Raw genomic sequence first — 21,374 nt, 5'->3', positions numbered from 1 at the left:
TCATTCTCCTTTTTCACTTGCTAGATTTTTGGATTTCTTTTCAATCCATTCAATTACTGGGATGAGTGCAAAGTAGGCCCAGATAAATTGGTCGCTTTGATAGGGACTAAACCAACCTAAGTCTATCCCAATCAATAGAAATACGCTGACTAATAGAGCTATGGCAACTACATAATAAATTACTTTATACTTGTTCATCACTCGTCCTCCTCCAAGCGAAATACCGATTCGACTGTTTCGTTGAAAATCTGAGATATTTTCAAGGCAATCACAACGGACGGGGTGTATTCGTCCCGTTCTAATAGGCTGATAGTCTGTCTGGAAACCTCTGCTAGCTTGGCTAGTTCGGTTTGATTGAGGCCATCGCGAGCCCGCAGCTCTTTTAGACGATTTTTTAGTTGCATGTTACACACCTACTTTCCGTCAAATTCAACAGTTTGGATATCCTCAATGCGTTGTAGTTTGAATTTTTCTTTTCCTTTTTTATTAACACGACGTAGCTTGACCCATTCCTCATCAACATCCACAACTTCCCAGTTATCTGTTCCAAAAACTTGTCCAACGATTGTCGGTGTTTTCCCAATCAATTCTTTTAATAATCTTGACATTTCTTTATTTCCTTTCTGTTTTTGCTCAATTCTTTTGATTTTATTCTCTAATTTCTTGATTTTTTTAGAATTATTAGAATAAAAGAAAATCATAAATAGTATAAATACTACCCACATCATAGCTCCTTTCTGCTTCCTATTTCTTAACTTGAATTTATTGTAACACATCTTTTTCTTTTTGACAAGCATATTTGTCAAAAAGTTTAGGATTTTTGTCATTTTGCAAAAGAAAAAGGTCAGGAGTAGATTCCTGACCAGTTTATCTATTATTAAAAGCCTAATTTTTCAAAGATTTCTGAGAAGTTTTGACTGATAGCATCAAGTGACACTTGTACTTCTTCTCGGGTTTGGTTGTTCTTGACCGTCACTTGTCCGCTTTCGACTTCACTCTCTCCTAGGGTGATGAGGGTCTTAGCCGCAAAGACATCGGCTGACTTGAACTGAGCTTTTAGTTTACGGTTGAGGTAATCACGCTCTGCTTTGAATCCTTGTTGGCGAAGGGCTTGTACCAACTCCAAGGCCTTGACATTTGCTCCTTCACCCAAGACCGCAATATAGACATCTAGGGCATTTTCGATAGGGAGGGCCACACCTTGCTTTTCAAGAATGAGAAGCAGGCGCTCTACACCAAGTCCAAAACCAAAGCCAGCAGTCTCAGGGCCACCAAAGTAGGCAACCAAGCCATCGTAGCGACCACCCGCACAGACTGTCAAGTCATTGCCCTCAATCTCCGTGATAAACTCGAAAATGGTGTGGTTGTAGTAGTCCAAACCACGCACCATATTGGTATCGATGATATAGTCTACTCCAAGATTTTCCAACATCTGACGCACAGCATCAAAATGAGCTTGACTTTCTTCATCAAGGAAGTCCAAGATAGAAGGTGCATTCTCTACTGCTACCTTGTCTTCTTTTTCCTTAGAGTCCAAGACACGGAGAGGATTTTCCTCCAAGCGACGTTGGCTATCCTTAGACAAGGTCTCCTTGAGCGGTGTCAAATAGTCAATCAAGGCTTGGCGGTAGGCTGCACGGCTCTCAGGATTTCCAAGAGTGTTGAGGTGCAATTTGACACCTTGGATGCCGATTTCTTTCAGGAAGTGAGCTGCCATAGCAATGGTTTCCACATCGGTAGCTGGATTGCTAGAGCCAAAACACTCAACACCAATCTGGTGGAACTGGCGCAAACGCCCTGCCTGTGGACGCTCATAACGGAACATAGGTCCCATGTAGTAGAACTTACTTGGCTTTTGCACTTCTGGCGCGAAGAGTTTATTTTCCACATATGAACGGACAACAGGCGCAGTTCCTTCTGGACGGAGGGTGATATGACGGTCACCCTTGTCATAGAAATCGTACATTTCCTTAGTTACGATATCCGTTGTATCTCCGACAGAGCGACTGATGACCTCGTAATGCTCAAAAATGGGCGTGCGCACTTCTGCGTAGTTGTAGCGCTTAAAAATTTCACGGGCAAAGCCCTCAACGTATTGCCATTTGGCAGACTCAGCAGGCAAGATATCCTGCGTTCCTTTTGGTTTTTGTAATTTCATAGGGAATCCTCTTTAAACTTAATAGTCTTATTTTACCATAAATAGAGGGATTAAAACAGTAAGAAAAAATTTAGGATTTATACTCAATGAAAATCAAAAAGCAAACTAGGAAGTTAGCCGCAGGTTGCTCAAANNACCATATCTACGGTAAGGCGACGCTGACGTGGTTTGAAGAGATTTTCGAAGAGTATTAGATATCATTTTTGAGATTAATAACTGTCAAAAGAATAGCTAGCAAGGAAAGACCAACAAATAGAATCCAAGTCAACTGTATATTCCATACAGCTATAAGTGAAAAACAAGCTGTTCCCACAGGTATGGATAAGGTGAACAATAAACCTAAAAAATTACTGGTACGAGCTAGAACCTCTGGAGCTAGATTTTTCATGAGCATGGCACTAATCTTTGGTTGAACTTTACCAGACACATACAGAGTTAAAAAGAGAAATAGCAAACCAAGCACGACTTGATTGAATACGTTAGCCAGACCAATTAGAGTGAGCCCTACGGTAGCCCACATCATCAATCTAGACAAGGACTGCTTCCCAAAATAATCATTGCCCGTAAGGCTACTAATGATGATTGCTAACAAAACACAGAATTGATTGATAAATAGTGCCTCTGTGTAAGAAAAATTCAAGAGAGAATGGCTCAAAAAGAAGATATTATAAATTCCACCCAAAGCGCCACCCAAGGCATTGATAAGCAAGACAGCAAAGAGCATAAAACCAAAGTTTTTCTGTCCACCTTTAAGAAAAACGAGACGTAAATTTCGGTAAATTGTTAGGAACTGGTCTTTGATAGAAAGCTTCTCATTTTTTAGTGATTCACCATCAGCAGATGACATTGACAGACTCAATTTGCTTCTTCCTAAAAAGAGGATAACGGCTGATACTAGGAAAAAACAGGCATTGATTCCCGCAACGAGAGAAAAATTATTGACCGATAGCCCTAAGAGCCAAACTCCGAAAGCTTGACCACCAATAGCTGAAATATAGGTGATGAACTGGGAAAAAGAATAAGCCTCCATCAAATCATTTTCAGCTACTTTTTCCTTAATAAGAGGCATGCGCAGGCCACCTGCAAAATCACTGATGACATCACTAATGACATTGATTAAACACAGGCTAGAAAAGGCAAAGAGACTAGCTTGCTGAACAACTAGGGCTGCCAGAAAAAATAAGATCGCCTGAAACAAACCGCTATAGGTCATCCATTTGACCTTGTCCCTCGTGTAATCTGCCCGAATCCCTACAAAAACTGTAAAGAGAGTCGGAAGAATCATGACGATATTCGCCATAGCAACAGCAAAAGATGCTTGTGACAAGGTCGATGCATAGACGATAAATACCAGATTGAAAATCGAAGCACCAAAAGCATTGAAGAAGCGTGACAAAGTCAAGAGTCGATAAGCTTGATTTCTAAACAATAATTTCATAGATAATCTCCCTTCTTGTTCGAAGTTTTATGTGAAGTATGACTATAGTATAGCACTTAGAAATTTTAGAAGAAAAACTTTTGAATATATGCAACAAATGAAATGATCAAAAAGAAACGATAGAATTTCTCCAGTGACACGAGAGAGCCCAACAGTTCTATCGCTTAAAATTTCAAATTATTTTCTTAGTTTGCAGATATTCAACAATCGGTCGTTTTTCTATAGTATTCAGCAGACTTGTCACAGCCTAACATCTCAAAAATATGGACAGCATCTTCCATCTTTTTCTGACCTTCCTTGACTCTGCCTTGCTTGCTATCAAGGAGACCTTCCGCCCACAAATAGACAATTCGGAAATAGGTCTCATTTTCATTGTAGAAATGCTCTTTGATAACACGTTTAAAATAATAGGCATTGGTAAATTCTTCACACTCGATGCTGGCCAAAAAACCATTCAATAGTATAGTGTGAAAAAGGTTTCGATTGCCAGACATTTCCATTAGAAAATCAGATTTTCGTACCATCTCTCTAACATACCCAGTGAAAAGAGAAACAGATAGAAATGGTGAACTGACTGAAAATAAATTGAGTTCATAGATTCCCCAAATCTCGGTAGAAAACAAATAATCATGAAGGACTTTCCCTTCCTCTGCTGTTAACTCCACCCTTTCATCTATGCTCTTCATATAAGACTTGATAATAATGGCATTTAGAATATGTTTCTGTTTGTTTTGAGAATGGGCATGCTTTTGATACTCCGTGCGATACAAGTCCTCAAGCGGAGCTATATTCTTTGGATCCAAGACATCTATGATTTCTTTTCTCAACTCAGAATCTGTATCATACTGAAAACCTCTCGCCAGAAAGAGGATTTCCTCCAAACTGGCCGATATATTTTCTAGGGCAAATAAAAATTTTTCCACCGAAAGCTCACTCTGACCTGTTTCAAAGCGAGATAACATAGACGGCGAAAATTGTCCCCCAGTTGCGTGTCTCAGCGAGATATTTCTTGACTCTCGTAATTGTCTAAAGACTTTTCCAATCTGCTCCATAGGCTTCCCCTTGATTCAGTATTTTCTTCATTTTATCATATTTTTCAGAAAATTCATCAAAAACTTGCCAAATTGTCAGAATTATGAGAAAATAGAGGATATTTATCACGTGGAGGGACTGTAATGAGAGACGATATCAAAATCAATGACCGTGCTTTGGCCTTGCAAGACCAAATTATCGAAAAACTAGAGAAGGTTTTTGATACAGATGTGGAATTGGATGTGTACAATCTAGGACTGATTTATGAAATCAATCTGGATGAAACGGGTCTCTGTAAGATTGTCATGACCTTCACCGACACCGCCTGCGATTGCGCCGAAAGTTTGCCTATCGAAATCGTGGCAGGTCTGAAACAAATCGAGGGTATCGAAGATGTCAAGGTTGAAGTCACCTGGTCGCCTGCCTGGAAAATCACACGAATCAGTCGCTATGGCCGTATTGCCCTTGGACTACCACCTCGTTAAGCAGGTCAATAACTTTTAAAGATGAAAAAAAGCAAGCCGAAGTTGGCTTGCTTTTTGATACTCGATGAAAATCAAAGAGCAAACTAGGAAACTAGCCGCAGGTTGCTCAAANNATACCTACGGCAAGGCGACGTTGACGTGGTTTGAAGAGATTTTCGAAGAGTATGAGTTTATTTTTTACCTGACTTGTCCATATTCCAGAAGTCTGTCACGGCTCCGCGTGAAGCAGATGATACGATGTGGGCATATTTACCGAGGACACCACGACTGTAAAGTGGTGGCAAGGTAGTTTCTGCCTTGCGTTTTTCAAGTTCTTCTTCCGATACGGCCATGGAAATTTCTTTGGTATCTTGGTCAACCGTAACGATGTCACCTGTACGAAGGTAGGCAATCGGTCCACCATCCTGAGCTTCAGGAGCGATATGTCCAACAACCAGACCATAAGTACCACCAGAGAAACGTCCGTCTGTCAAGAGGGCAACCTTGTCTCCTTGACCTTTACCAACGATCATTGATGAAAGTGACAGCATCTCAGGCATACCAGGACCACCTTTAGGTCCAACGAAACGAACAACAACTACATCGCCATCAACGATTTCATCTGTCAGAACGGCCTGAATAGCATCTTCTTCTGAGTCAAATACTTTAGCTGGTCCAACGTGACGACGCACTTTAACACCTGATACTTTAGCAACCGCACCGTCTGGTGCAAGGTTCCCGTTCAAGATGATAAGCGGACCATCTGCACGTTTTGGATTTTCAAGTGGCATGATAACTTTTTGGCCTGGTGTGAGGTCTGCAAAATCAGCCAAGTTTTCAGCGACTGTCTTACCAGTACATGTGATACGGTCCCCGTGAAGGAAACCATTCGCCAACAAGTACTTCATAACCGCAGGCACACCACCGACTTCGTAGAGATCTTGGAAGACATACTGACCAGATGGTTTCAAGTCAGCCAAGTGAGGCACACGTTCTTGAATCGTATTGAAGTCCTCAAGTGACAAGTCAACATTTGCGGCATGGGCAATGGCAAGCAAGTGAAGAGTGGCATTTGTAGAACCACCGAGAGCCATCGTCACAGTGATGGCATCTTCAAAGGCTTCACGAGTCAAGATATCTGACGGTTTGAGACCAAGCTCCAGCATCTTAACAACAGCTCGTCCTGCTGCTTCGATGTCTTCTTTCTTGTCAGCTGATTCAGCTGGGTGAGATGAAGAACCTGGCAAACTCATACCGAGAACTTCAATAGCAGTCGCCATGGTATTAGCAGTATACATACCACCACAGCCACCAGGTCCAGGGCAGGCATTACATTCAAGACGCTTCACATCCTCAGCTGTCATATCACCGTGGTTCCATTTTCCGATACCCTCAAAAACAGAAACCAAGTCAATGTCTTTGCCATCAAGATTTCCCGGTGCAATGGTTCCACCATAGGCGAAAATAGCTGGGATATCCATATTGGCAATGGCAATCATAGAACCAGGCATGTTCTTGTCACAGCCACCGATAGCAACAAAAGCATCGACGTTGTGGCCACCCATAGCCGCCTCGATTGAGTCCGCGATGATATCACGAGATGTCAAAGAGAAACGCATACCAGGCGTTCCCATGGCAATCCCATCCGCTACGGTGATAGTTCCAAACTGCACAGGCCAAGCACCTGCAGATTTGACACCTTCTTTGGCTAATTTCCCAAAATCATGCAAGTGAATGTTACATGGTGTATTTTCCGCCCAAGTCGAAATCACTCCCACAATCGGTGTTTCAAAGTCCTTATCTGTCATACCAGTCGCACGAAGCATGGCACGGTTTGGTGATTTAACCATGCTGTCATAAATGCTACTGCGGTGACGTTTATCTAATTCAGTCATTTGTTCCCTCCCATTTCAGTTCTTACTATTATAGCACATTTTAAAAGCAATGAACAGAAGAAAATTCTTGAATTTTCAGAAAATTCTATATACATATAAACATTTTAAATTAAAAACAACAAAGCGGATCAGGGCACTTTCTGATTACCAGAATATGCTTTTAATCCGCTTGCTTTAAATAACGTAATGTAATTTTTACAGAAGTTCTTTCAGATAAGTGTATTTAACATCTATCTTGCATTATAAAACTCTAGAACTTTCTCTTTTATATTCGATTCACTCAAACCATACTCATTAAGAAGATAATCCATTTTCCCTACTTGACCGAATCTTTCTTGAACACCCATCCGATGAATTTTTGTTATTCCATCATCAGAGAATAATTCACATAAAGCACTGCCAATTCCACCTATCTGATTGTGGTTTTCTACAGTAAATATAGTTTTTCCACTTAACATTGTTTTTATCTGTTCTGGTATCGGTTTGATTCTAAATAAATCTATCACACCTACTGAATAACCTAATTTAGATAGTTCATCTGCAACTCGAATACTTGGAGCAACCATTATGCCAGAAGCAACGATTACAACATCTTCACCATGTCTTAACTCAACGTAGCCTTTAGAAAAATCTTCTCCACCTTGATATACAGCCTCTGGAGCTTTTCGAATTGTTCGAATATATTTTAGTCCTTTTAAGTCTAATGTCTGGTTCAAGATTTCACGAAATTGGATATCATCAGTTGCTTCAAAAATGATCGATTTAGGAATTAAACGTAACAATCCAATTTCTTCAAATGGCATATGTGTCCCACCATTCATTTCTGCAGTTACTCCTGCATCTGATCCAATCACAGTGGCATCCAATTGTGCGTATCCAAGAGAAATAAATAATTGATCAAATACTCTTCGTGAAGCAAAAGGGCCAAATGTATGAAGATAAGGTCTAAAACCCTGAATAGATAAACCTGCTGCAAGTCCGACCATCTCTGCTTCCATGATCCCAACATTCACATAACGATCTCCAAAGTCCTTTTCAAGATTATTAGTAGCCATCGAACTTGACAAATCTGCTTCTAAAACTACTATATCAGAATAACTTTGGTTAGCCTCTAAAAGGAAGTCTCTATATACATGCCGTAATTCCTTCGTACTTCTCATCATTCTGTTTCCTCCAATTCCTGACTTAATCTTTCTACAACTGAAGTTAACATTTGTCTCTCCTCTACAGTAGGGCGAAGATGATGATTGGATTTCATTTCTTCCAGCTCTCTAACTCCTTGACCTTTAATAGTGTCTAATACAATACACTTAGGAGATGAATTATTTGACTGTTTTAATTGGACAATCCCTTCATAAATTTCTCTAATATCTGAACCATTGACCCTAATGGATTCAAATCCAAATGCTGAAAATTTTTCTACGAAATCACCTGGATTACAAATATCCTTTGTAAAACCATCTAATTGTTTTTTGTTATCGTCTACAAATACAATTAAGTTGGATAACTGTTGATGAGAAGCAAACTGTATAGCCTCCCAACATTGTCCCTCATTTAACTCACCATCTCCAACAATAGCATAGGTATAAAAGGGACTTTTTCTTATTCTCTGACCATATGCAAGTCCGGTTGCAACACTAATTCCCTGTCCTAAAGAGCCAGTTGTCATATCTATGCCCGGCGTTAGATTTCTATCAGGATGAGACGGTAATTTGGTTCCATTTGCATTTAAAGAATATAAGAATTCTTTGTCAAAGAAACCATTCAAATAGAGTGTACTGTATAGAGCTGGTCCTCCGTGACCTTTTGATAATATGAAATAATCTCTATCTCGTGATGCAAATATTTCTGGAGTCATTGGCATTATTTCACCATAAAGCACTGCTAGAACTTCTACGATAGACAGACTTCCTCCGTAATGTCCGAATCCAAGATGATTCAAGGTTTCAAGAGTATTTAATCGGATTTTTGTTGCAAATTTTCTTAACTCATATTCTCTATTTTTACTTAAAATCATCCCTTATTCCTCCTTTACAGATGGCTTTTTAATAAAGGATACTCCAAACATAACTGCTAAAATAAGAACAAGACCAATCACAATGCCTGCTTGTGAGCCAAATTGATTTAACATTCCTAAAATAATTCCTGATAGACCAAAATCTGCATCTGAGAAAGTTGATCCTTGGAAACCAAGTCCTCCCAAAACTGGCATTAAAAAGACTGGAAGAAAACTGATTAAAATACCTTGTAAAAATGCTCCAATAGTGGCTCCACGAACACCACCAGATGCATTTCCAATGACACCTGCAGTCGCTCCACAGAAGAAATGAGGCACAACACCTGGTAAGATAACAACCGTTCCTGAAGCAATCATAATTGCCATACTTACTAAACCACCAACAAAACTAGAGATAAATCCAATTAGAACTGCATTGGGTGCATAAGTATAAACAATCGGACAATCCAAAGCAGGTTTTGAATTAGGTACAAGACGCTCTGAAATACCTTTAAAGGCTGGAACAATTTCACCCAAAATAAGGCGAACACCTGCTAAAATAACAAATACCCCTGCTGCAAATTGACCTGCTAATTGTAAAGCATAAACTAGACCACTTGTACCACTACTGATTTCTTTTTCTATATATTCTGACCCTGCAAAGATAGCTACAATAATGTAAATAACTGCCATGGATAAAGTAATACTAACAGTACTATCACGTAAAAAAGCTAAACTCTTTGGAAATTTAATGTCCTCTGTTGATTTTGATTTGTCACCGATAAGGCTACCAGTAAAACCACTCAACCAATATCCCAAAGAACTGAAATGACCTAAAGCCACCTTGTCATTTCCAGTTAATTGAACCATATATTTTTGCACAAATGCTGGGGAAATACTCATAATAATACCGAGTGCTAATCCTCCTAGTAAGATAAGAGGCAGGCTAGTAAAGCCAGCAACTGATAAAATGACCGCAATCATACACGCCATATATAGAGTGTGGTGCCCTGTTAAAAAGATATATTTAAATCGAGTAAAACGAGCGATTAAGATATTGAACACCATGCCTGCAAACATAATCATTGCAGTAGCTGAGCCATATGTTGTTAAAGCTACAGCTACAATTGCTTCATTATTCGGCACAACGCCAGATAAATGAAAAGCATGCTCAAACATGGTACCAAATGGATTTAAAGAATTTTGTACAATTCCTGCACCACCAGATACAACTAAGAAACCAACAAAGGTCTTAATTCCACCTTTAATAATATCAGGTAATTTCTTCTTCTGAAGAACTAATCCTAAGATTGAAATTAAAGCTACTAAAATAGCTGGTGTACTAACAATATCCAATATGAACTTCATCATGACGCTAGCCTCCTATATAAGTCCTTTTTCTTCACAAATTTTAGTAATTAATTCTCGTAGTTCGTCCATATCAATAATACTATTTAAGATACGAACATCTCCAAGATGACTAGCTGAATCAGCTAGATCACGACCAACAATCCAAATATCAGCTGCATTTGGATCTGCTCCACCTAAATCATAATGTTCAACTTCTACATCCGAAACATTCAAATCACTCAATACAGATTCAATATTCATCTGTACCATAAAACTTGAACCTAATCCTGAACCACAAGCTGTACCAATTTTTAACATTATCTAATCCTCCTGTTTAATTATCATTTTAATGTCATCATAGTTTTTTGATGATATTAAAGTTTGAACATGATTTTTATCTCTTAAAATTGTTGTTAAATGTGACAAAGCCTTTAAATGACTCTCATTATCAATGGCTGCAATACAAATCAACAATCTTACCTCTTGTTCTGGATTGTCCAATAAATAAATCGGTTCTTCCAAAACTAACATTGACATTCCTATTTCATTCACACCTTCATCTGGCCGAGCGTGAGGAATTGCTACTCCCTTCCCTAAATTAATAAAAGGCCCAAACTCTTCTACTTTTCGAATCATTGCCTCAGGATAGTTCTCAGTTATCTTATCTTGATCCAAAAGCGGTTTAGCTGCTAAACGAATCGCCTCCTTCCATCCTAATTTTTGCGAACTAACCTGATAGGTTTCTTTGGTAATAAGTTGTTCTAGCACTGGTACAATTTCCTTTCTATCATTTTTTTGATAAAGATAATTCTTTAACGCCAATCTTAATTCCAATTCTTGTGTAATAATTCCATATCTTTTGACAATATTCAGGATTTGTTCAATCTCAAAATCTTCATACTCTAAATTCGGAAAATCTTTTAACACTAGTTCTACTAGTTGTATTGCTTGCTCTTCAGTCATCATAACCGAAACTAGATAATTTGGCTTTTCTGTCTCCACCTTTATGGTAGAAAAAACCATATCATAGTCACTACTAACTTTCACCTGTAAATCATCAATCTTTGAGGTTCCTATAAACTCAATTTGAGGAAATAATGCTAATAGATTCTCTTTTAACATCAATGAAGAACTAACACCATTAGGACAAATGATTGCTGCTTTATACCATTTTTGAGGCAAAGTATCTGCTTTCTTTAAATAACCTCCGAAATGGATAACAAAATATGCTGTTTCACTATCAGGTATGGGATTGTCAATAGCGTCCATCAAGGGCATCAAAGAATCTTTGACTAATTCAAATAAATCAGGATAATGTTCTTTAACATGCAATACATATTCATTTGAACTAGGTAGGCCGAACTTTAATCTATAGTAAGCCGGTATAAGGTGGCGGCGAAGATTTTCTCTCAATCCTTCCCTTTGTTTAAAATGTAACAAAGAAATATCTTCCATTCTACTTATAATAGCCTCTGTTAATTGATTAAAGTAAACCGGAGCAACATCTACTTCACCTTCAAAGCAACTTGATAATAAAACTGTGATATAGCGATAATCATCCTCAGAAAACACCGTATCTATAATTCCCAAATCAACCACTGTATCCAATAAAATAGTGGTTATATCTTGAATAACAGGAGATACTAATGTCTCTGAAAGACATACTCTTTCAACATCCCTTTGATACCTACACAGAATGAATACTAAACCGAAAAGGCAAACTTTTAATTGATTAACAATAGGTACTAGCTGTAGCTTCTCATAATAATCTTTAACTACCTGATTTATCAAATCATAAGTTAATGAATACCCCCAACTGGATAAAACATAATCCAAACCCCAAATCCCTATGGAGGATTCCAGCAACTCACTAACCATTTGAAAAGCTAAACGGTGCTTATTCCACTCTGAACCGTGTAAAGTATAACCTTTTGCTCTACTGTACCCTAGCTCCAAATCATTATCTAACATAATCTTTCTTAATGATTGAATATCAGATAAGGTTGTATTCTTACTTACTTTCAAAAAGTCTTGGTAATGATTATTCGATATAAAATCTAATCGGCAAAAAGTGTAAAGATAGATTAAAGCTAAGCGAGTCGACTTTGGTAAAACCAATTCATCCGACTTAATAATATCTGTCAAAGACTGCTTCGTACGATTTGATAAACTATAGCGACCTTGCTTTTTATCCAGCACTATCCCCTTATTAGCTAGATAAGGCACTAAATAATCTATTCCTTCTTTGACTTCCTTTATAGGTAAGCTCACCTTAACAGATAATTCATATAATGATAGCTCACAATGATCCATCAAAGTCATCAAAATAACTAGTGCTCTATAATCAAACATTTCTCTTCCTTTCTAACTACAATTATAGTGTAAAAGTTATAAGAATAAAAGAGTATTTGAGCACAATATAATCTCACCTTTTAAAAGAAATTATTGGGCTGAAAGTTTTTAGTGATTATTTTTCTACTTTTTCTTGAATTTATAAATTAAAGCGATATTATTTAGATATCAAATAATGGGAGGTCATTCTTATGACTGAAAAACTAATCAATTCAAAACCAAATGGTGTATTCGCATTGATTCTCATTGAGTTGACGCTCGTACTTGGTGTCTTTATATTTATAATGGGTGTTGGTTCGGAAAACATTTTTGGAATTATTATCGGACCTTTACTAATCGTAATTGCAGCGCTAACTCATGCTGGTTTAAAAGTTGTCAAACCTCAGGAGGCTCTGGTTCTGACACTCTTTGGTAACTATACAGGTACCATCAAAGAACCTGGCTTTTACTTTGTCAATCCCTTCAGCGTAGCAGTCAACCCTGCAAACCACACTCGACTTGGACAAAGTGGTGATGTTAGCACAAAATCTCCTTTTTTAGGAGCTAAATCATCAAATGGCAATGATGTAAATCTTGAAATTGGCAAGAAACAGATTTCCCTCAAAGTCATGACCTTGAGCAATTCTCGTCAAAAAATCAATGATTGCTTAGGAAACCCTGTAGAAATCGGTATCGCGGTAACTTGGAGAGTTGTCGATACCGCTAAGGCAGTCTTCAACGTTGATAACTACAAAGAATATCTTTCATTGCAATGTGATAGCGCCCTCCGTAATATTGTCCGCATCTATCCTTACGATGTGTCTCCTAATGTGGATACTACGGGTGACGGGCAAGCAGATGAAGGTAGTCTCCGTGGCTCTAGCGAAATTGTTGCTAACCGTATTCGTGAAGAAATCCAAAGTCGTGTTGAGGATGCTGGCTTGGAAATCCTTGAAGCACGTATCACTTACCTAGCTTATGCTCCAGAAATTGCTGCCGTTATGCTTCAACGCCAACAAGCATCTGCCATTATTGATGCACGGAAGATGATTGTAGATGGTGCTGTAGGAATGGTTGAAATGGCACTAGAACGGCTCAATGAAGGGGAATTGGTAGAACTTGACGAAGAACGAAAAGCTGCCATGGTTTCAAATCTCCTTGTCGTTCTTTGTGGCAATCATGATGCACAACCAATTGTCAACACAGGAAGTCTTTACTAAAGATGGCTGAAGCTAAAAAAAAGCAGATCCCCCTTCGACTCTCAACAAAGTTATACGCTGCACTCGCATCATGGGCAGAAGACGACTTTCGTTCAGTCAATGGGCAAATCGAATATCTCCTCACAGAGTGTGTCAAGCAACGGAAGAAAGACGGAAAATACGTATCAGAAACCATTGACGAACCATTTGAGATTGATATTTAACATCTTCTCCTGTCCGACTTGTCAGACAGGAGAATTTTTTCATCTTTTTTTGTCAAGTAACTTTACTTTACAAAAAAAATGTGTTATCCTAGTATGGTTGATGAAAATCAGTAGATTGAATCGAATATAAATACCTAAAGGAGAAATCAAAATGGCAGTACCTGCACGTCGCACTTCAAAAGCGAAGAAAAACAAACGTCGTACACACTACAAAGTAACAGCTCCATCTGTAAACTTTGACGAAACTACTGGAGATTACTCACGTTCTCACCGTGTATCACTTAAAGGATACTACAAAGGACGTAAAATCGCTAAAGCTGCATCAGCTGAATAATAGAAGGGAGATACCATGCGCGTAAATATTACACTTGAACACAAAGAATCTGGTGAACGCTTGTACCTTACTTCTAAAAACAAACGTAATACTCCAGACCGTCTTCAATTGAAGAAATACTCACCAAAACTTCGCAAACACGTTGTGTTTACAGAAGTGAAGTAAGCATTCAATACGAATCAATACAGAAGAAAAACGCTTGATCAGCGTTTTTTCTTTTTGTTAATTATCTTATATTTCAATTCAAACTCTACTCGTCCTACAATCTTTTTTGTAAAACTGATTTGATTCAGGTAATTTTAGGACTCTACTTAACCAATGTCATCATTGTTTACCTATATTATACCTGATATGCAAAATGGAAATTGGTAACACGGGTTCTAATTTCAGTAAAATGGACTCAAACCACAAACACACTCTGAGGAAATATAAAAATAAAAACTTGAAATATTGGGTGTTATATGTTAGAATGAACTTACAATGTGAGTAAAGTTACAGCATATGTAACTAAAAAGCCCCACCGTGCCACCGATGGGGTTTTTTGCTACCCTCTTAAAGGGTTAACCATTACTTCTTACGTTTCTTAAGCCATAACTTGAAAAGCTCAGATAACACGTTAATAAGTAACGGAGCTAGAAACACTGTGAGTAAAGTTTCTAACATATGTAACACCTCCCTTCATTAAATTGAGGGGGCCAAAACATTATATCATACCAGATTTATATCATCAACATCACTTAATTATTGGAATAGATAGACTTAGATACACAAATAACCTTACTAACAAATCTCTATACAAACCCAGAAATCAACGTTTTAAGACAAAGCAAAAAGCCCACTGTTGTAGGCTTTCTGTAAGATATTTCTTAAAATTAAAGCATTTTGTTGTAGAATTCAACGACAAGTGCTTCGTTGATTTCTGGGTTGATTTCGTCGCGTTCTGGCAAGCGAGTCAATGAACCTTCCAATTTTTCAGCGTCGAATGATACGAATGCTGGACGTCCAAGAGTAGCTTCTACTGCTTCAAGGATTGCTGGAACTTTCAATGATTTCTCACGAACTGAGATCACTTGACCTGGAGTTACGCGGTATGATGGGATATCAACGCGTTTTCCGTCAACAAGGATGTGACCGTGGTTTACGAATTGACGAGCTTGACGACGAGTAGTCGCAAGACCAAGACGGTAAACAACGTTATCCAAACGACGTTCCAAAAGAAGCATGAAGTTGAAACCTAGGATTCCACCTTTGATTTTTGTAGCTTGTACGAACAAGTTACGGAATTGTTTTTCACCTACACCGTAAGTGAAACGAAGTTTTTGTTTTTCAGCTAATTGCAAACCGTATTCTGACAATTTAGAACGGTTGTTTGGTCCGTGTTGTCCTGGTACGTAGTTACGACGTGCCAATTCTTTACCTGTACCTGTAAGTGAAAGGCCAAGGCGACGAGCTTGTTTCCAAGATGGTCCTGTATAACGTGACATGTGAATGTCCTCCTGATATAAATAATATTTCGGTGGAAATAGTCACTTAGAAAGCCCTGATTCGTGCAGATGCCCTTCGCCTAAACAGCCAAGGTTACTTATCATAAGACACCTGTTGACGAGCTTCATGCTTTCCTGCTGATATTTCGCACAAAATCCATTCTACCATGAATGGCTAGATTTGTAAAGGGGTTTTAAGCTTTATTTTCATTGCCAGAGAGGTTAAGAAGGAGGGTAAAGGTGCTTCCGAGGCCGTACTGACTGCTGACTGTGATTTCCCCACCCAATTGATGAGCCAATTCACGCGCAATCGCAAGCCCTAAGCCATGCCCACCTGTCTTCATGTTACGTGAAGTTTCGACACGATAAAGGCGTTTGAAAATATTCTCCAAGTCCTCTGGGGCAATCCCCTGTCCTTCATCGGTCACACTGATTGAAAGCTGGTTCTTCTCCAGCTTAGCCACCACTTCCAGTTTGGTTCCTGGTGCTGAGTATTTAAAAGCGTTATTGACCAGATTCACCAAGATACGAGAAAGTTTGGCATAATCTCCCTCAATCCGGGCAGACTCTGGGATTACCTGCAAATGGACATCTCGCTCCTCCTGCTCAATCAAGAACTGAAACTCACTCATGCACTCAATCAAGAGCTGATCCAGAAAAATGCTGTCTTTGCTAGTAGTTTCCACCTGATTTCTAGCTGTATTTAGAGTCAAAAAATTCAACTCTTCAACCAGTTTATTGAGCCTTTCCGTCTGACGCCCAATGGTTGCTAGATAATGCTCCTGTTCTCCTTCCTTGATAACCCCATCCAAAATCCCTTCTACTGTCGCTTGAATCGAAGTAATGGGAGTCTTGATATCATGCGATAGCTGGGCAATCATCAAGCCCTTTTCTCGTTCGCTTTCTTCCAAGGAATCAAAGGTTGCCTGCAAATCATGGGACATTTCATTGAAAGCTTGGCCTAATTGCTGAAATTCTACAGGTCCTTGAACCTCCAGATTTGATGGAAAATCCTTGTCCGCTACCCGCTTGGCATGTTCCTTGAGTTTGCCCAACGACGTAAATACAGGCGATAGGAGAAAGAGACTAATCCCAGCACCGACAAGGCTGGCAACGATGGTCATTCCAAGCAAAAAATAAATCTCACCTTTCTCAATCAGCATTTTTTGAACAGCCCAAAAAACAACCAAAATGGTTAAGAGGGTTGAAATAATATATCCAACCAAAATATAACTTTTTAGTTTCATGTTTGTCCTCTCGGTTTCTCTATCTTATATCCCAAGCCCCAAACTGTCTTAATAGTGGGCGTTTGGTCACTACTATATTTTGCCAACTCCTGTCGAAGAGCATGGATATGCACATTCAAGGTATTGGTATCATCCACATAGTCTTCTTGCCAGACCTTTTCATAGAGGTCTGTCTTGGAGAAAACTCTCTCTGGATTGCTAGCTAAAATCCACAGCAATTCAAATGATTTAACAGTCAAATCCAGCATTTCTTCTCCTATTTGAACTTCATGACTACTATGATTCATTTTCAGATTGCCAAGGGAAATCAGCTCTGTTTCGCCCCCACGATGAAGGCGGCGCAAAATATTGTTAACCCGCAAAACCAGCTCACGAGGGCTAAAGGGCTTAGCAATAAAATCATCTGCTCCCAAGCTCAGACCGTAAATCTTGTCCTGTTCACTGGTCTTAGCAGTAATAAATAGGAAAGGCTGCTCTGGTGATAAGTATTGAACCTCACCGATTAAATCATAACCATCCATCCGAGGCATCATGACATCTGTGATAATCAAATCAATCGGTTTTTTCTTGAACAGCTCTAGCGCTTCCAGTCCATCATGGGCTACCAAGACCTGATAACCTGCCTGAATTAAGTATCTCTGATGAATATCGGTGATTTCTACCTCGTCGTCAACGAGTAAAATTGTCTTTCCCATCTGTCTCTCCTTTGATAAAAACAGTGCTATACTGCTTTAAGTATAACACTATTTTTATTGTTTTACGATGATTTTAATCTGCTATTGAAAGAAAGTCCTGATAGCTGATTGAGTTGGTAAACTAGCCTTAGTCAGCCCACTATCCATCATTTATTTCCTTAGCTGATTAGTTTTCTTCTTTTTTGTTTTTCAAACCTAGACCACCGAGTAAACCTGCGAGTGCAAGCCCAAGGAAACCAATACTTGCCATTGATGTTTGAGCTTCACCAGTATTTGGTAGCATAGCTTTATCATCTGACATCATCTTGTCTGACATCATCGTATCAGCCATCTTATTGGCAGAAGCAGCCATGTTTTCACCTGCCATCGTATTGGTAGAGCTTGTCATGGTGTCAGCAGGCATGCTATCTGTAGTACCTGGAGCTGGAGTCTCAGTCTTCATACCTGATTTTTCCATTTGGTCATTTGCTGGCATTGCTTTATCAGTCTCTTTGGCTGGTGCCATCATGTCCTTATGGTCAGCAGCTGTTTGATGAGTCGCACCTGTAGCATGACTGTGATTCATCGGAGTCACGCCAGAACCAGAGTTAGAAGGTGAGAATGAACCATTTGCTGTGCCTGATGTTTCTTTAACATTTATCTTAATAGTAACTTGTTTAGTTGCTACGACATTTGTCAAATCTGCTTTACCATCTTTGTTACCGTAAACTTTAACAGTAGCTTTATAAGTTTGAGTACCATTAGCACGAAGCTGATCAATTAAATCTTGACCTTGTTTACCAACAGTATTGCCATTTAAGTCTACTTCATAGAAATATTGACCTTTTGTTTTCACATTTTCTCCTAATGGAGATAAAGCAGGATTTTTAGCTGTACCATTATCTGACCATGGAGCCTTGTCAGATGCTTTGAGCAAGAGACGAGTCAACATACCATCACCAGCGAAGAATTCATAAGGAATTACTTGATTTACACCGGCAGTGAAAGGACCTTTTCCTTCAGCTTTTTCAAGATAAGCTGCTGGAACATCGATACTGTCTTTAACGTTGTTTTCAACTGCAGAGTTAACATCGCTTCTTGTTACAAGACCGTTCAAGGTAATATTGACTTTACGTTCCTTGACAACCTTATTCAAATTTGGTTTATCACCGGCTGCTTCATAGACAGTCAGGGTAGCTTCATAGGTATTTGTACCATTAGTACGAAGTGTATCTAACAAATCCTGATCTTGCTTACCTGTAGTGTTACCATTCAAAGATACTTGATAGTAATACTTGCCATCAGGTAAATTTTTCACTGGTGGAATTTTTTCATTTTTATCCTTACCATTATCTGACCATGGAGCCTTGTCAGATGCTTTGAGCAAGAGACGAGTCAACATACCATCGCCTGCGAAAAGTTCATATTTAAGCGGTTTGTTTACACCAGCCAAGAAAGGACCGGAAGCTTTGGCTTGTTCTAGGTAGCCCGCTGGGACATCGATACTGTCTTTAACATCCTCATCGACAGCTTTTTTAATATCTTCTGGAGTTGCTTGTGTCCCATCCACATCAGCTGTATCTACAGCGTCTTTTAAGACATCTGTTAGCTCTGGATTTTCTTGAGCTTCTTCACCTTTTTCAAAAAGTGTATCCAGACGAGAAGGGCTTGTTTCCTCGCTCACTTCAGTTCCTTCTGTAGGTGTAGAAAGTGAGTTTGTATTTCCAGTAACGGCCTCAGGTTTCGCTTGAGCAAGAACGGTGTCTCCCTGAGTTTCTGCTAAGTCACCCTCTTTCGTTACCGATTCCCCTTCAGGTAAGACTTGAGCAGGGGTTGGATTGAGCCCATCGGCACGTACAGAACTTGGTTGACCAACTAGGACAAAAAAGCCACTGGCCACAACAACTGAGGCAACACCGACACTAAGACGGCGAATAGACCAACGAGTATATCTTTGATTTGGATTGAATTTCATAGGATTCTCCTTAGAGTTTTTCTTTATTTGATGACTCTAGTATAATCTCCTAAAATTAAAAAGGACTAAGAAAAAGTTAAAATTTTTCTTAAATCCCTCTTATAAAATACTTATATCAATTAAATCCATAAACAGATTTGGTGATTTGATAGACAACATTGGAAAGTTTGCGAGCTGGCAAGACTGAATGTTTGGTCAAACGACTCAACATGGTCTTGCGGATAGCATGAAAAACCTCTGGATTTTCCCGCTGAATATAGGTCCACAGCTCCCGTTTTTTTGCCAGATGTTCCGCTGTTCCAGCTCGGTTGAGCAGGGCACTGGAAATCACCGTCGTAATCTCAATATGATTCAGCAAATATTCTCGCATTTTGGGGTGGCTCACTTTGGATAAATCAAGCTGGTCTACCAAGAGTCGATTGACTTTCAGTTGCTGGTCAATGCGCTTAATCATCACTTGCTCATTGACAGACTGGTCCTCACGCCCAATCAAATAACGATAGAAATCGACAGGCAGATAGTACATGGTCTTGACCTGCTGAAGGGGGGTAAAGACAAAAAGATTATCGACATAAAAAGTATGTTCAGGCAGTTGGAACTGGCTCGCTCGCAACAAATCTGTCCGATAAATCAGCGAATGCATCATGATATACTGGCCTTTTGAGAAATTTCCGACCTGATCCCAGCCAAAAATCTGCTGGACAGGCAAGACTGACTCATAACTCATACTCTTCTTGCGAGACTGACCTTCTTTTTCATAGACAAAATTGGTCACAAAGGCGTCAACCTCTTGACCCTTGCTCTCAAGTTCCTGCAAGGTTTCAAGAATTTTCAAGTAGGCACGAGGATCCACCCAGTCATCACTGTCAACTACTTTAAAATAGCGCCCAGAAGCCTCCGCCAAGCCGCGATTGACCGCACCGCCATGGCCTTTGTTTTCCTGATAGATGGCTCTAACGATGCTAGGATACTTGCTGGCTAAACGCTCAGCTATTTCCTGAGTCTGGTCCTGAGATCCGTCATTGATAATCAAAATCTCAACTTGCTCACCACCAATCACTAGCGACTCCACACAGTAATGAAGATAGGCTGCGGCATTATAGCTAGGGATGGCGATAGACAATAACTTCATAATCTGCTCCTTTAGGGGACTGATTTTTTCTTATACTCTTCGAAAATTAAATTCAAACCGCGTCAACGTCGCCTTGCCGTAGGTATATGATACTGACTTCGTCAGTTCTATCTGCAACCTCAAAACAGTGTTTTGAGCTGACTTCGTCAGTTCTATCCACAACCTCAAAACAGTGTTTTGAGCTGACTTCGTCAGTTCTATCTACAACCTCAAAGCAGTGCTTTGAGCAACCTGCGGCTAGTTTCCTAGTTTGCTCTTTGATTTTCATTGAGTATAAAACAAGCAAATCAGCAAGAAACCCACGACAAGATAATCTTGACACGGGTTATAGTTTCAAAAATAATTTCAATTTACCTGACTAGCAATCTGTAAGAGTGCCTTTTCAAAAAGGAAACCTTTTTCATAAAGTCCTGTCTTAATCTGATAGTCTGTCTCAATCAA

The 21,374-nt window shown here is 39.3% G+C and carries 21 protein-coding genes and 2 pseudogenes; 5 read left to right on the top strand and 18 right to left on the bottom strand.

The genetic code is table 11. The features are described from left to right. The 6 genes from HT698_RS09675 to HT698_RS09650 form a co-directional block, all read right to left on the bottom strand. Window positions 1-198, bottom strand: coding sequence for a hypothetical protein (locus HT698_RS09675; protein ID WP_033681059.1), 198 nt, complete (start codon window positions 196-198; stop codon window positions 1-3). After that, the gene (locus tag HT698_RS09670; protein ID WP_001176233.1) at window positions 198-404 is read right to left on the bottom strand and encodes a helix-turn-helix transcriptional regulator; all 207 of its coding nucleotides are present in this window, start codon (window positions 402-404) and stop codon (window positions 198-200) included. Before HT698_RS09670 ends, HT698_RS09675 begins: the two co-directional genes overlap by 1 nt. Window positions 405-413: 9 nt before the next feature. Continuing rightward, entirely contained in the window at window positions 414-878 is a 465-nt protein-coding gene (locus HT698_RS09665; protein WP_173218869.1) for a hypothetical protein, read from the bottom strand. Continuing rightward, the gene (gene hisS / locus HT698_RS09660) at window positions 878-2,158 is read right to left on the bottom strand and encodes a histidine--tRNA ligase (protein WP_070479542.1); all 1,281 of its coding nucleotides are present in this window, start codon (window positions 2,156-2,158) and stop codon (window positions 878-880) included. The genes HT698_RS09665 and hisS overlap by 1 nt, the downstream gene beginning before the upstream one ends. A 190-nt stretch (window positions 2,159-2,348) precedes the next feature. Next, window positions 2,349-3,596, bottom strand: a complete 1,248-nt coding sequence (locus HT698_RS09655; RefSeq protein ID WP_173218829.1) for a transporter — start codon at window positions 3,594-3,596, stop codon at window positions 2,349-2,351. Window positions 3,597-3,796: 200 nt separating this feature from the next. After that, window positions 3,797-4,648 (bottom strand): Rgg/GadR/MutR family transcriptional regulator, encoded by an 852-nt coding sequence (locus tag HT698_RS09650; RefSeq protein WP_173218827.1) that lies wholly within the window; start codon window positions 4,646-4,648, stop codon window positions 3,797-3,799. A 123-nt stretch (window positions 4,649-4,771) separates the two neighbouring features. Between HT698_RS09650 and HT698_RS09645 the strand changes: the two genes are divergently transcribed. Beyond that, window positions 4,772-5,113 carry a metal-sulfur cluster assembly factor gene (locus HT698_RS09645; RefSeq protein WP_001204052.1) on the top strand — a complete coding sequence of 114 codons (342 nt, stop codon included), beginning with the start codon at window positions 4,772-4,774 and terminating at the stop codon, window positions 5,111-5,113. A 170-nt stretch (window positions 5,114-5,283) separates the two neighbouring features. Here the strand turns inward: HT698_RS09645 and ilvD are convergent, their stop codons facing one another. The 6 genes from ilvD to HT698_RS09615 form a co-directional block, all read right to left on the bottom strand. Further along, window positions 5,284-6,987: a dihydroxy-acid dehydratase gene (ilvD, locus tag HT698_RS09640; protein WP_000137343.1), complete on the bottom strand. Its 1,704-nt coding sequence runs from the start codon at window positions 6,985-6,987 to the stop codon at window positions 5,284-5,286. A gap of 230 nt (window positions 6,988-7,217) precedes the next feature. Further along, entirely contained in the window at window positions 7,218-8,150 is a 933-nt protein-coding gene (locus tag HT698_RS09635) for a transketolase family protein (protein WP_173219987.1), read from the bottom strand. After that, on the bottom strand, window positions 8,147-9,004 hold the full coding sequence (locus tag HT698_RS09630; RefSeq protein WP_173219984.1) for a transketolase: 858 nt from the start codon (window positions 9,002-9,004) through the stop codon (window positions 8,147-8,149). The genes HT698_RS09635 and HT698_RS09630 overlap by 4 nt, the downstream gene beginning before the upstream one ends. A gap of 3 nt (window positions 9,005-9,007) precedes the next feature. Then, on the bottom strand, window positions 9,008-10,354 hold the full coding sequence (locus HT698_RS09625) for a PTS ascorbate transporter subunit IIC (RefSeq protein ID WP_173219981.1): 1,347 nt from the start codon (window positions 10,352-10,354) through the stop codon (window positions 9,008-9,010). 12 nt (window positions 10,355-10,366) lie between these two features. Continuing rightward, window positions 10,367-10,651: a PTS sugar transporter subunit IIB gene (locus HT698_RS09620; protein WP_000912474.1), complete on the bottom strand. Its 285-nt coding sequence runs from the start codon at window positions 10,649-10,651 to the stop codon at window positions 10,367-10,369. 3 nt (window positions 10,652-10,654) lie between these two features. After that, window positions 10,655-12,685, bottom strand: a complete 2,031-nt coding sequence (locus tag HT698_RS09615) for a BglG family transcription antiterminator (RefSeq protein ID WP_173219978.1) — start codon at window positions 12,683-12,685, stop codon at window positions 10,655-10,657. 191 nt (window positions 12,686-12,876) lie between these two features. Between HT698_RS09615 and HT698_RS09610 the strand changes: the two genes are divergently transcribed. From HT698_RS09610 to rpmG, 4 genes are all read left to right on the top strand, one after another. Continuing rightward, entirely contained in the window at window positions 12,877-13,884 is a 1,008-nt protein-coding gene (locus HT698_RS09610) for an SPFH domain-containing protein (RefSeq protein WP_000136847.1), read from the top strand. 2 nt (window positions 13,885-13,886) lie between these two features. After that, window positions 13,887-14,087: a PTS ascorbate transporter subunit IIC gene (locus HT698_RS09605; RefSeq protein ID WP_000796544.1), complete on the top strand. Its 201-nt coding sequence runs from the start codon at window positions 13,887-13,889 to the stop codon at window positions 14,085-14,087. A 151-nt stretch (window positions 14,088-14,238) separates the two neighbouring features. Further along, a complete protein-coding gene (rpmF, locus tag HT698_RS09600) occupies window positions 14,239-14,421 on the top strand; it encodes a 50S ribosomal protein L32 (protein WP_000290417.1) in 183 nt (60 codons plus the stop codon). Window positions 14,422-14,436: 15 nt separating this feature from the next. Next, window positions 14,437-14,586: a 50S ribosomal protein L33 gene (gene rpmG / locus HT698_RS09595; protein WP_001265622.1), complete on the top strand. Its 150-nt coding sequence runs from the start codon at window positions 14,437-14,439 to the stop codon at window positions 14,584-14,586. Window positions 14,587-15,293: 707 nt separating this feature from the next. On the opposite strand, the gene rpsD is transcribed toward rpmG, so the two are convergent. From rpsD to HT698_RS09570, 6 genes and pseudogenes are all read right to left on the bottom strand, one after another. Then, on the bottom strand, window positions 15,294-15,905 hold the full coding sequence (gene rpsD, locus HT698_RS09590; RefSeq protein ID WP_000092756.1) for a 30S ribosomal protein S4: 612 nt from the start codon (window positions 15,903-15,905) through the stop codon (window positions 15,294-15,296). A 194-nt stretch (window positions 15,906-16,099) separates the two neighbouring features. Beyond that, the gene (locus tag HT698_RS09585) at window positions 16,100-17,152 is read right to left on the bottom strand and encodes a HAMP domain-containing sensor histidine kinase (protein WP_173219975.1); all 1,053 of its coding nucleotides are present in this window, start codon (window positions 17,150-17,152) and stop codon (window positions 16,100-16,102) included. Further along, the gene (locus HT698_RS09580; protein ID WP_173219973.1) at window positions 17,149-17,847 is read right to left on the bottom strand and encodes a response regulator transcription factor; all 699 of its coding nucleotides are present in this window, start codon (window positions 17,845-17,847) and stop codon (window positions 17,149-17,151) included. The genes HT698_RS09585 and HT698_RS09580 overlap by 4 nt, the downstream gene beginning before the upstream one ends. 166 nt (window positions 17,848-18,013) lie before the next feature. After that, window positions 18,014-18,265: pseudogene (locus HT698_RS10555) on the bottom strand (LPXTG cell wall anchor domain-containing protein); the annotation flags it as partial. A 123-nt stretch (window positions 18,266-18,388) separates the two neighbouring features. Then, window positions 18,389-19,801, bottom strand: a pseudogene (locus HT698_RS09575) (PavB family fibronectin-binding SSURE repeat adhesin); the annotation flags it as partial. Between the two features lie 115 nt (window positions 19,802-19,916). Next, on the bottom strand, window positions 19,917-20,933 hold the full coding sequence (locus HT698_RS09570) for a glycosyltransferase family 2 protein (protein WP_173219967.1): 1,017 nt from the start codon (window positions 20,931-20,933) through the stop codon (window positions 19,917-19,919). Window positions 20,934-21,374 lie beyond the last annotated feature (441 nt).

This window comes from Streptococcus sp. 3109, from assembly GCF_013276905.1.
GTDB lineage: Bacteria > Bacillota > Bacilli > Lactobacillales > Streptococcaceae > Streptococcus.
The sequence above is the reverse complement of the archived record's forward strand: the minus strand, read 5'-3'. Positions and strand labels throughout refer to the sequence as shown.

Bases quoted from the DNA above. Each gene is read 5' to 3' on its own strand.
- HT698_RS09570 (WP_173219967.1), bottom strand. From the start codon at position 20,933: ATGAAGTTATTGTCTATCGCCATCCCTAGCTATAATGCCGCAGCCTAT.
- rpsD (WP_000092756.1), bottom strand. From the start codon at position 15,905: ATGTCACGTTATACAGGACCATCTTGGAAACAAGCTCGTCGCCTTGGC.
- ilvD (WP_000137343.1), bottom strand. From the start codon at position 6,987: ATGACTGAATTAGATAAACGTCACCGCAGTAGCATTTATGACAGCATG.
- HT698_RS09645 (WP_001204052.1), top strand. From the start codon at position 4,772: ATGAGAGACGATATCAAAATCAATGACCGTGCTTTGGCCTTGCAAGAC.
- HT698_RS09610 (WP_000136847.1), top strand. From the start codon at position 12,877: ATGACTGAAAAACTAATCAATTCAAAACCAAATGGTGTATTCGCATTG.
- HT698_RS09670 (WP_001176233.1), bottom strand. From the start codon at position 404: ATGCAACTAAAAAATCGTCTAAAAGAGCTGCGGGCTCGCGATGGCCTC.
- HT698_RS09585 (WP_173219975.1), bottom strand. From the start codon at position 17,152: ATGAAACTAAAAAGTTATATTTTGGTTGGATATATTATTTCAACCCTC.
- HT698_RS09625 (WP_173219981.1), bottom strand. From the start codon at position 10,354: ATGATGAAGTTCATATTGGATATTGTTAGTACACCAGCTATTTTAGTA.
- HT698_RS09620 (WP_000912474.1), bottom strand. From the start codon at position 10,651: ATGTTAAAAATTGGTACAGCTTGTGGTTCAGGATTAGGTTCAAGTTTT.
- HT698_RS09630 (WP_173219984.1), bottom strand. From the start codon at position 9,004: ATGATTTTAAGTAAAAATAGAGAATATGAGTTAAGAAAATTTGCAACA.
- HT698_RS09615 (WP_173219978.1), bottom strand. From the start codon at position 12,685: ATGTTTGATTATAGAGCACTAGTTATTTTGATGACTTTGATGGATCAT.
- HT698_RS09650 (WP_173218827.1), bottom strand. From the start codon at position 4,648: ATGGAGCAGATTGGAAAAGTCTTTAGACAATTACGAGAGTCAAGAAAT.
- HT698_RS09635 (WP_173219987.1), bottom strand. From the start codon at position 8,150: ATGATGAGAAGTACGAAGGAATTACGGCATGTATATAGAGACTTCCTT.
- HT698_RS09655 (WP_173218829.1), bottom strand. From the start codon at position 3,596: ATGAAATTATTGTTTAGAAATCAAGCTTATCGACTCTTGACTTTGTCA.
- rpmF (WP_000290417.1), top strand. From the start codon at position 14,239: ATGGCAGTACCTGCACGTCGCACTTCAAAAGCGAAGAAAAACAAACGT.
- HT698_RS09605 (WP_000796544.1), top strand. From the start codon at position 13,887: ATGGCTGAAGCTAAAAAAAAGCAGATCCCCCTTCGACTCTCAACAAAG.
- hisS (WP_070479542.1), bottom strand. From the start codon at position 2,158: ATGAAATTACAAAAACCAAAAGGAACGCAGGATATCTTGCCTGCTGAG.
- rpmG (WP_001265622.1), top strand. From the start codon at position 14,437: ATGCGCGTAAATATTACACTTGAACACAAAGAATCTGGTGAACGCTTG.
- HT698_RS09675 (WP_033681059.1), bottom strand. From the start codon at position 198: ATGAACAAGTATAAAGTAATTTATTATGTAGTTGCCATAGCTCTATTA.
- HT698_RS09580 (WP_173219973.1), bottom strand. From the start codon at position 17,847: ATGGGAAAGACAATTTTACTCGTTGACGACGAGGTAGAAATCACCGAT.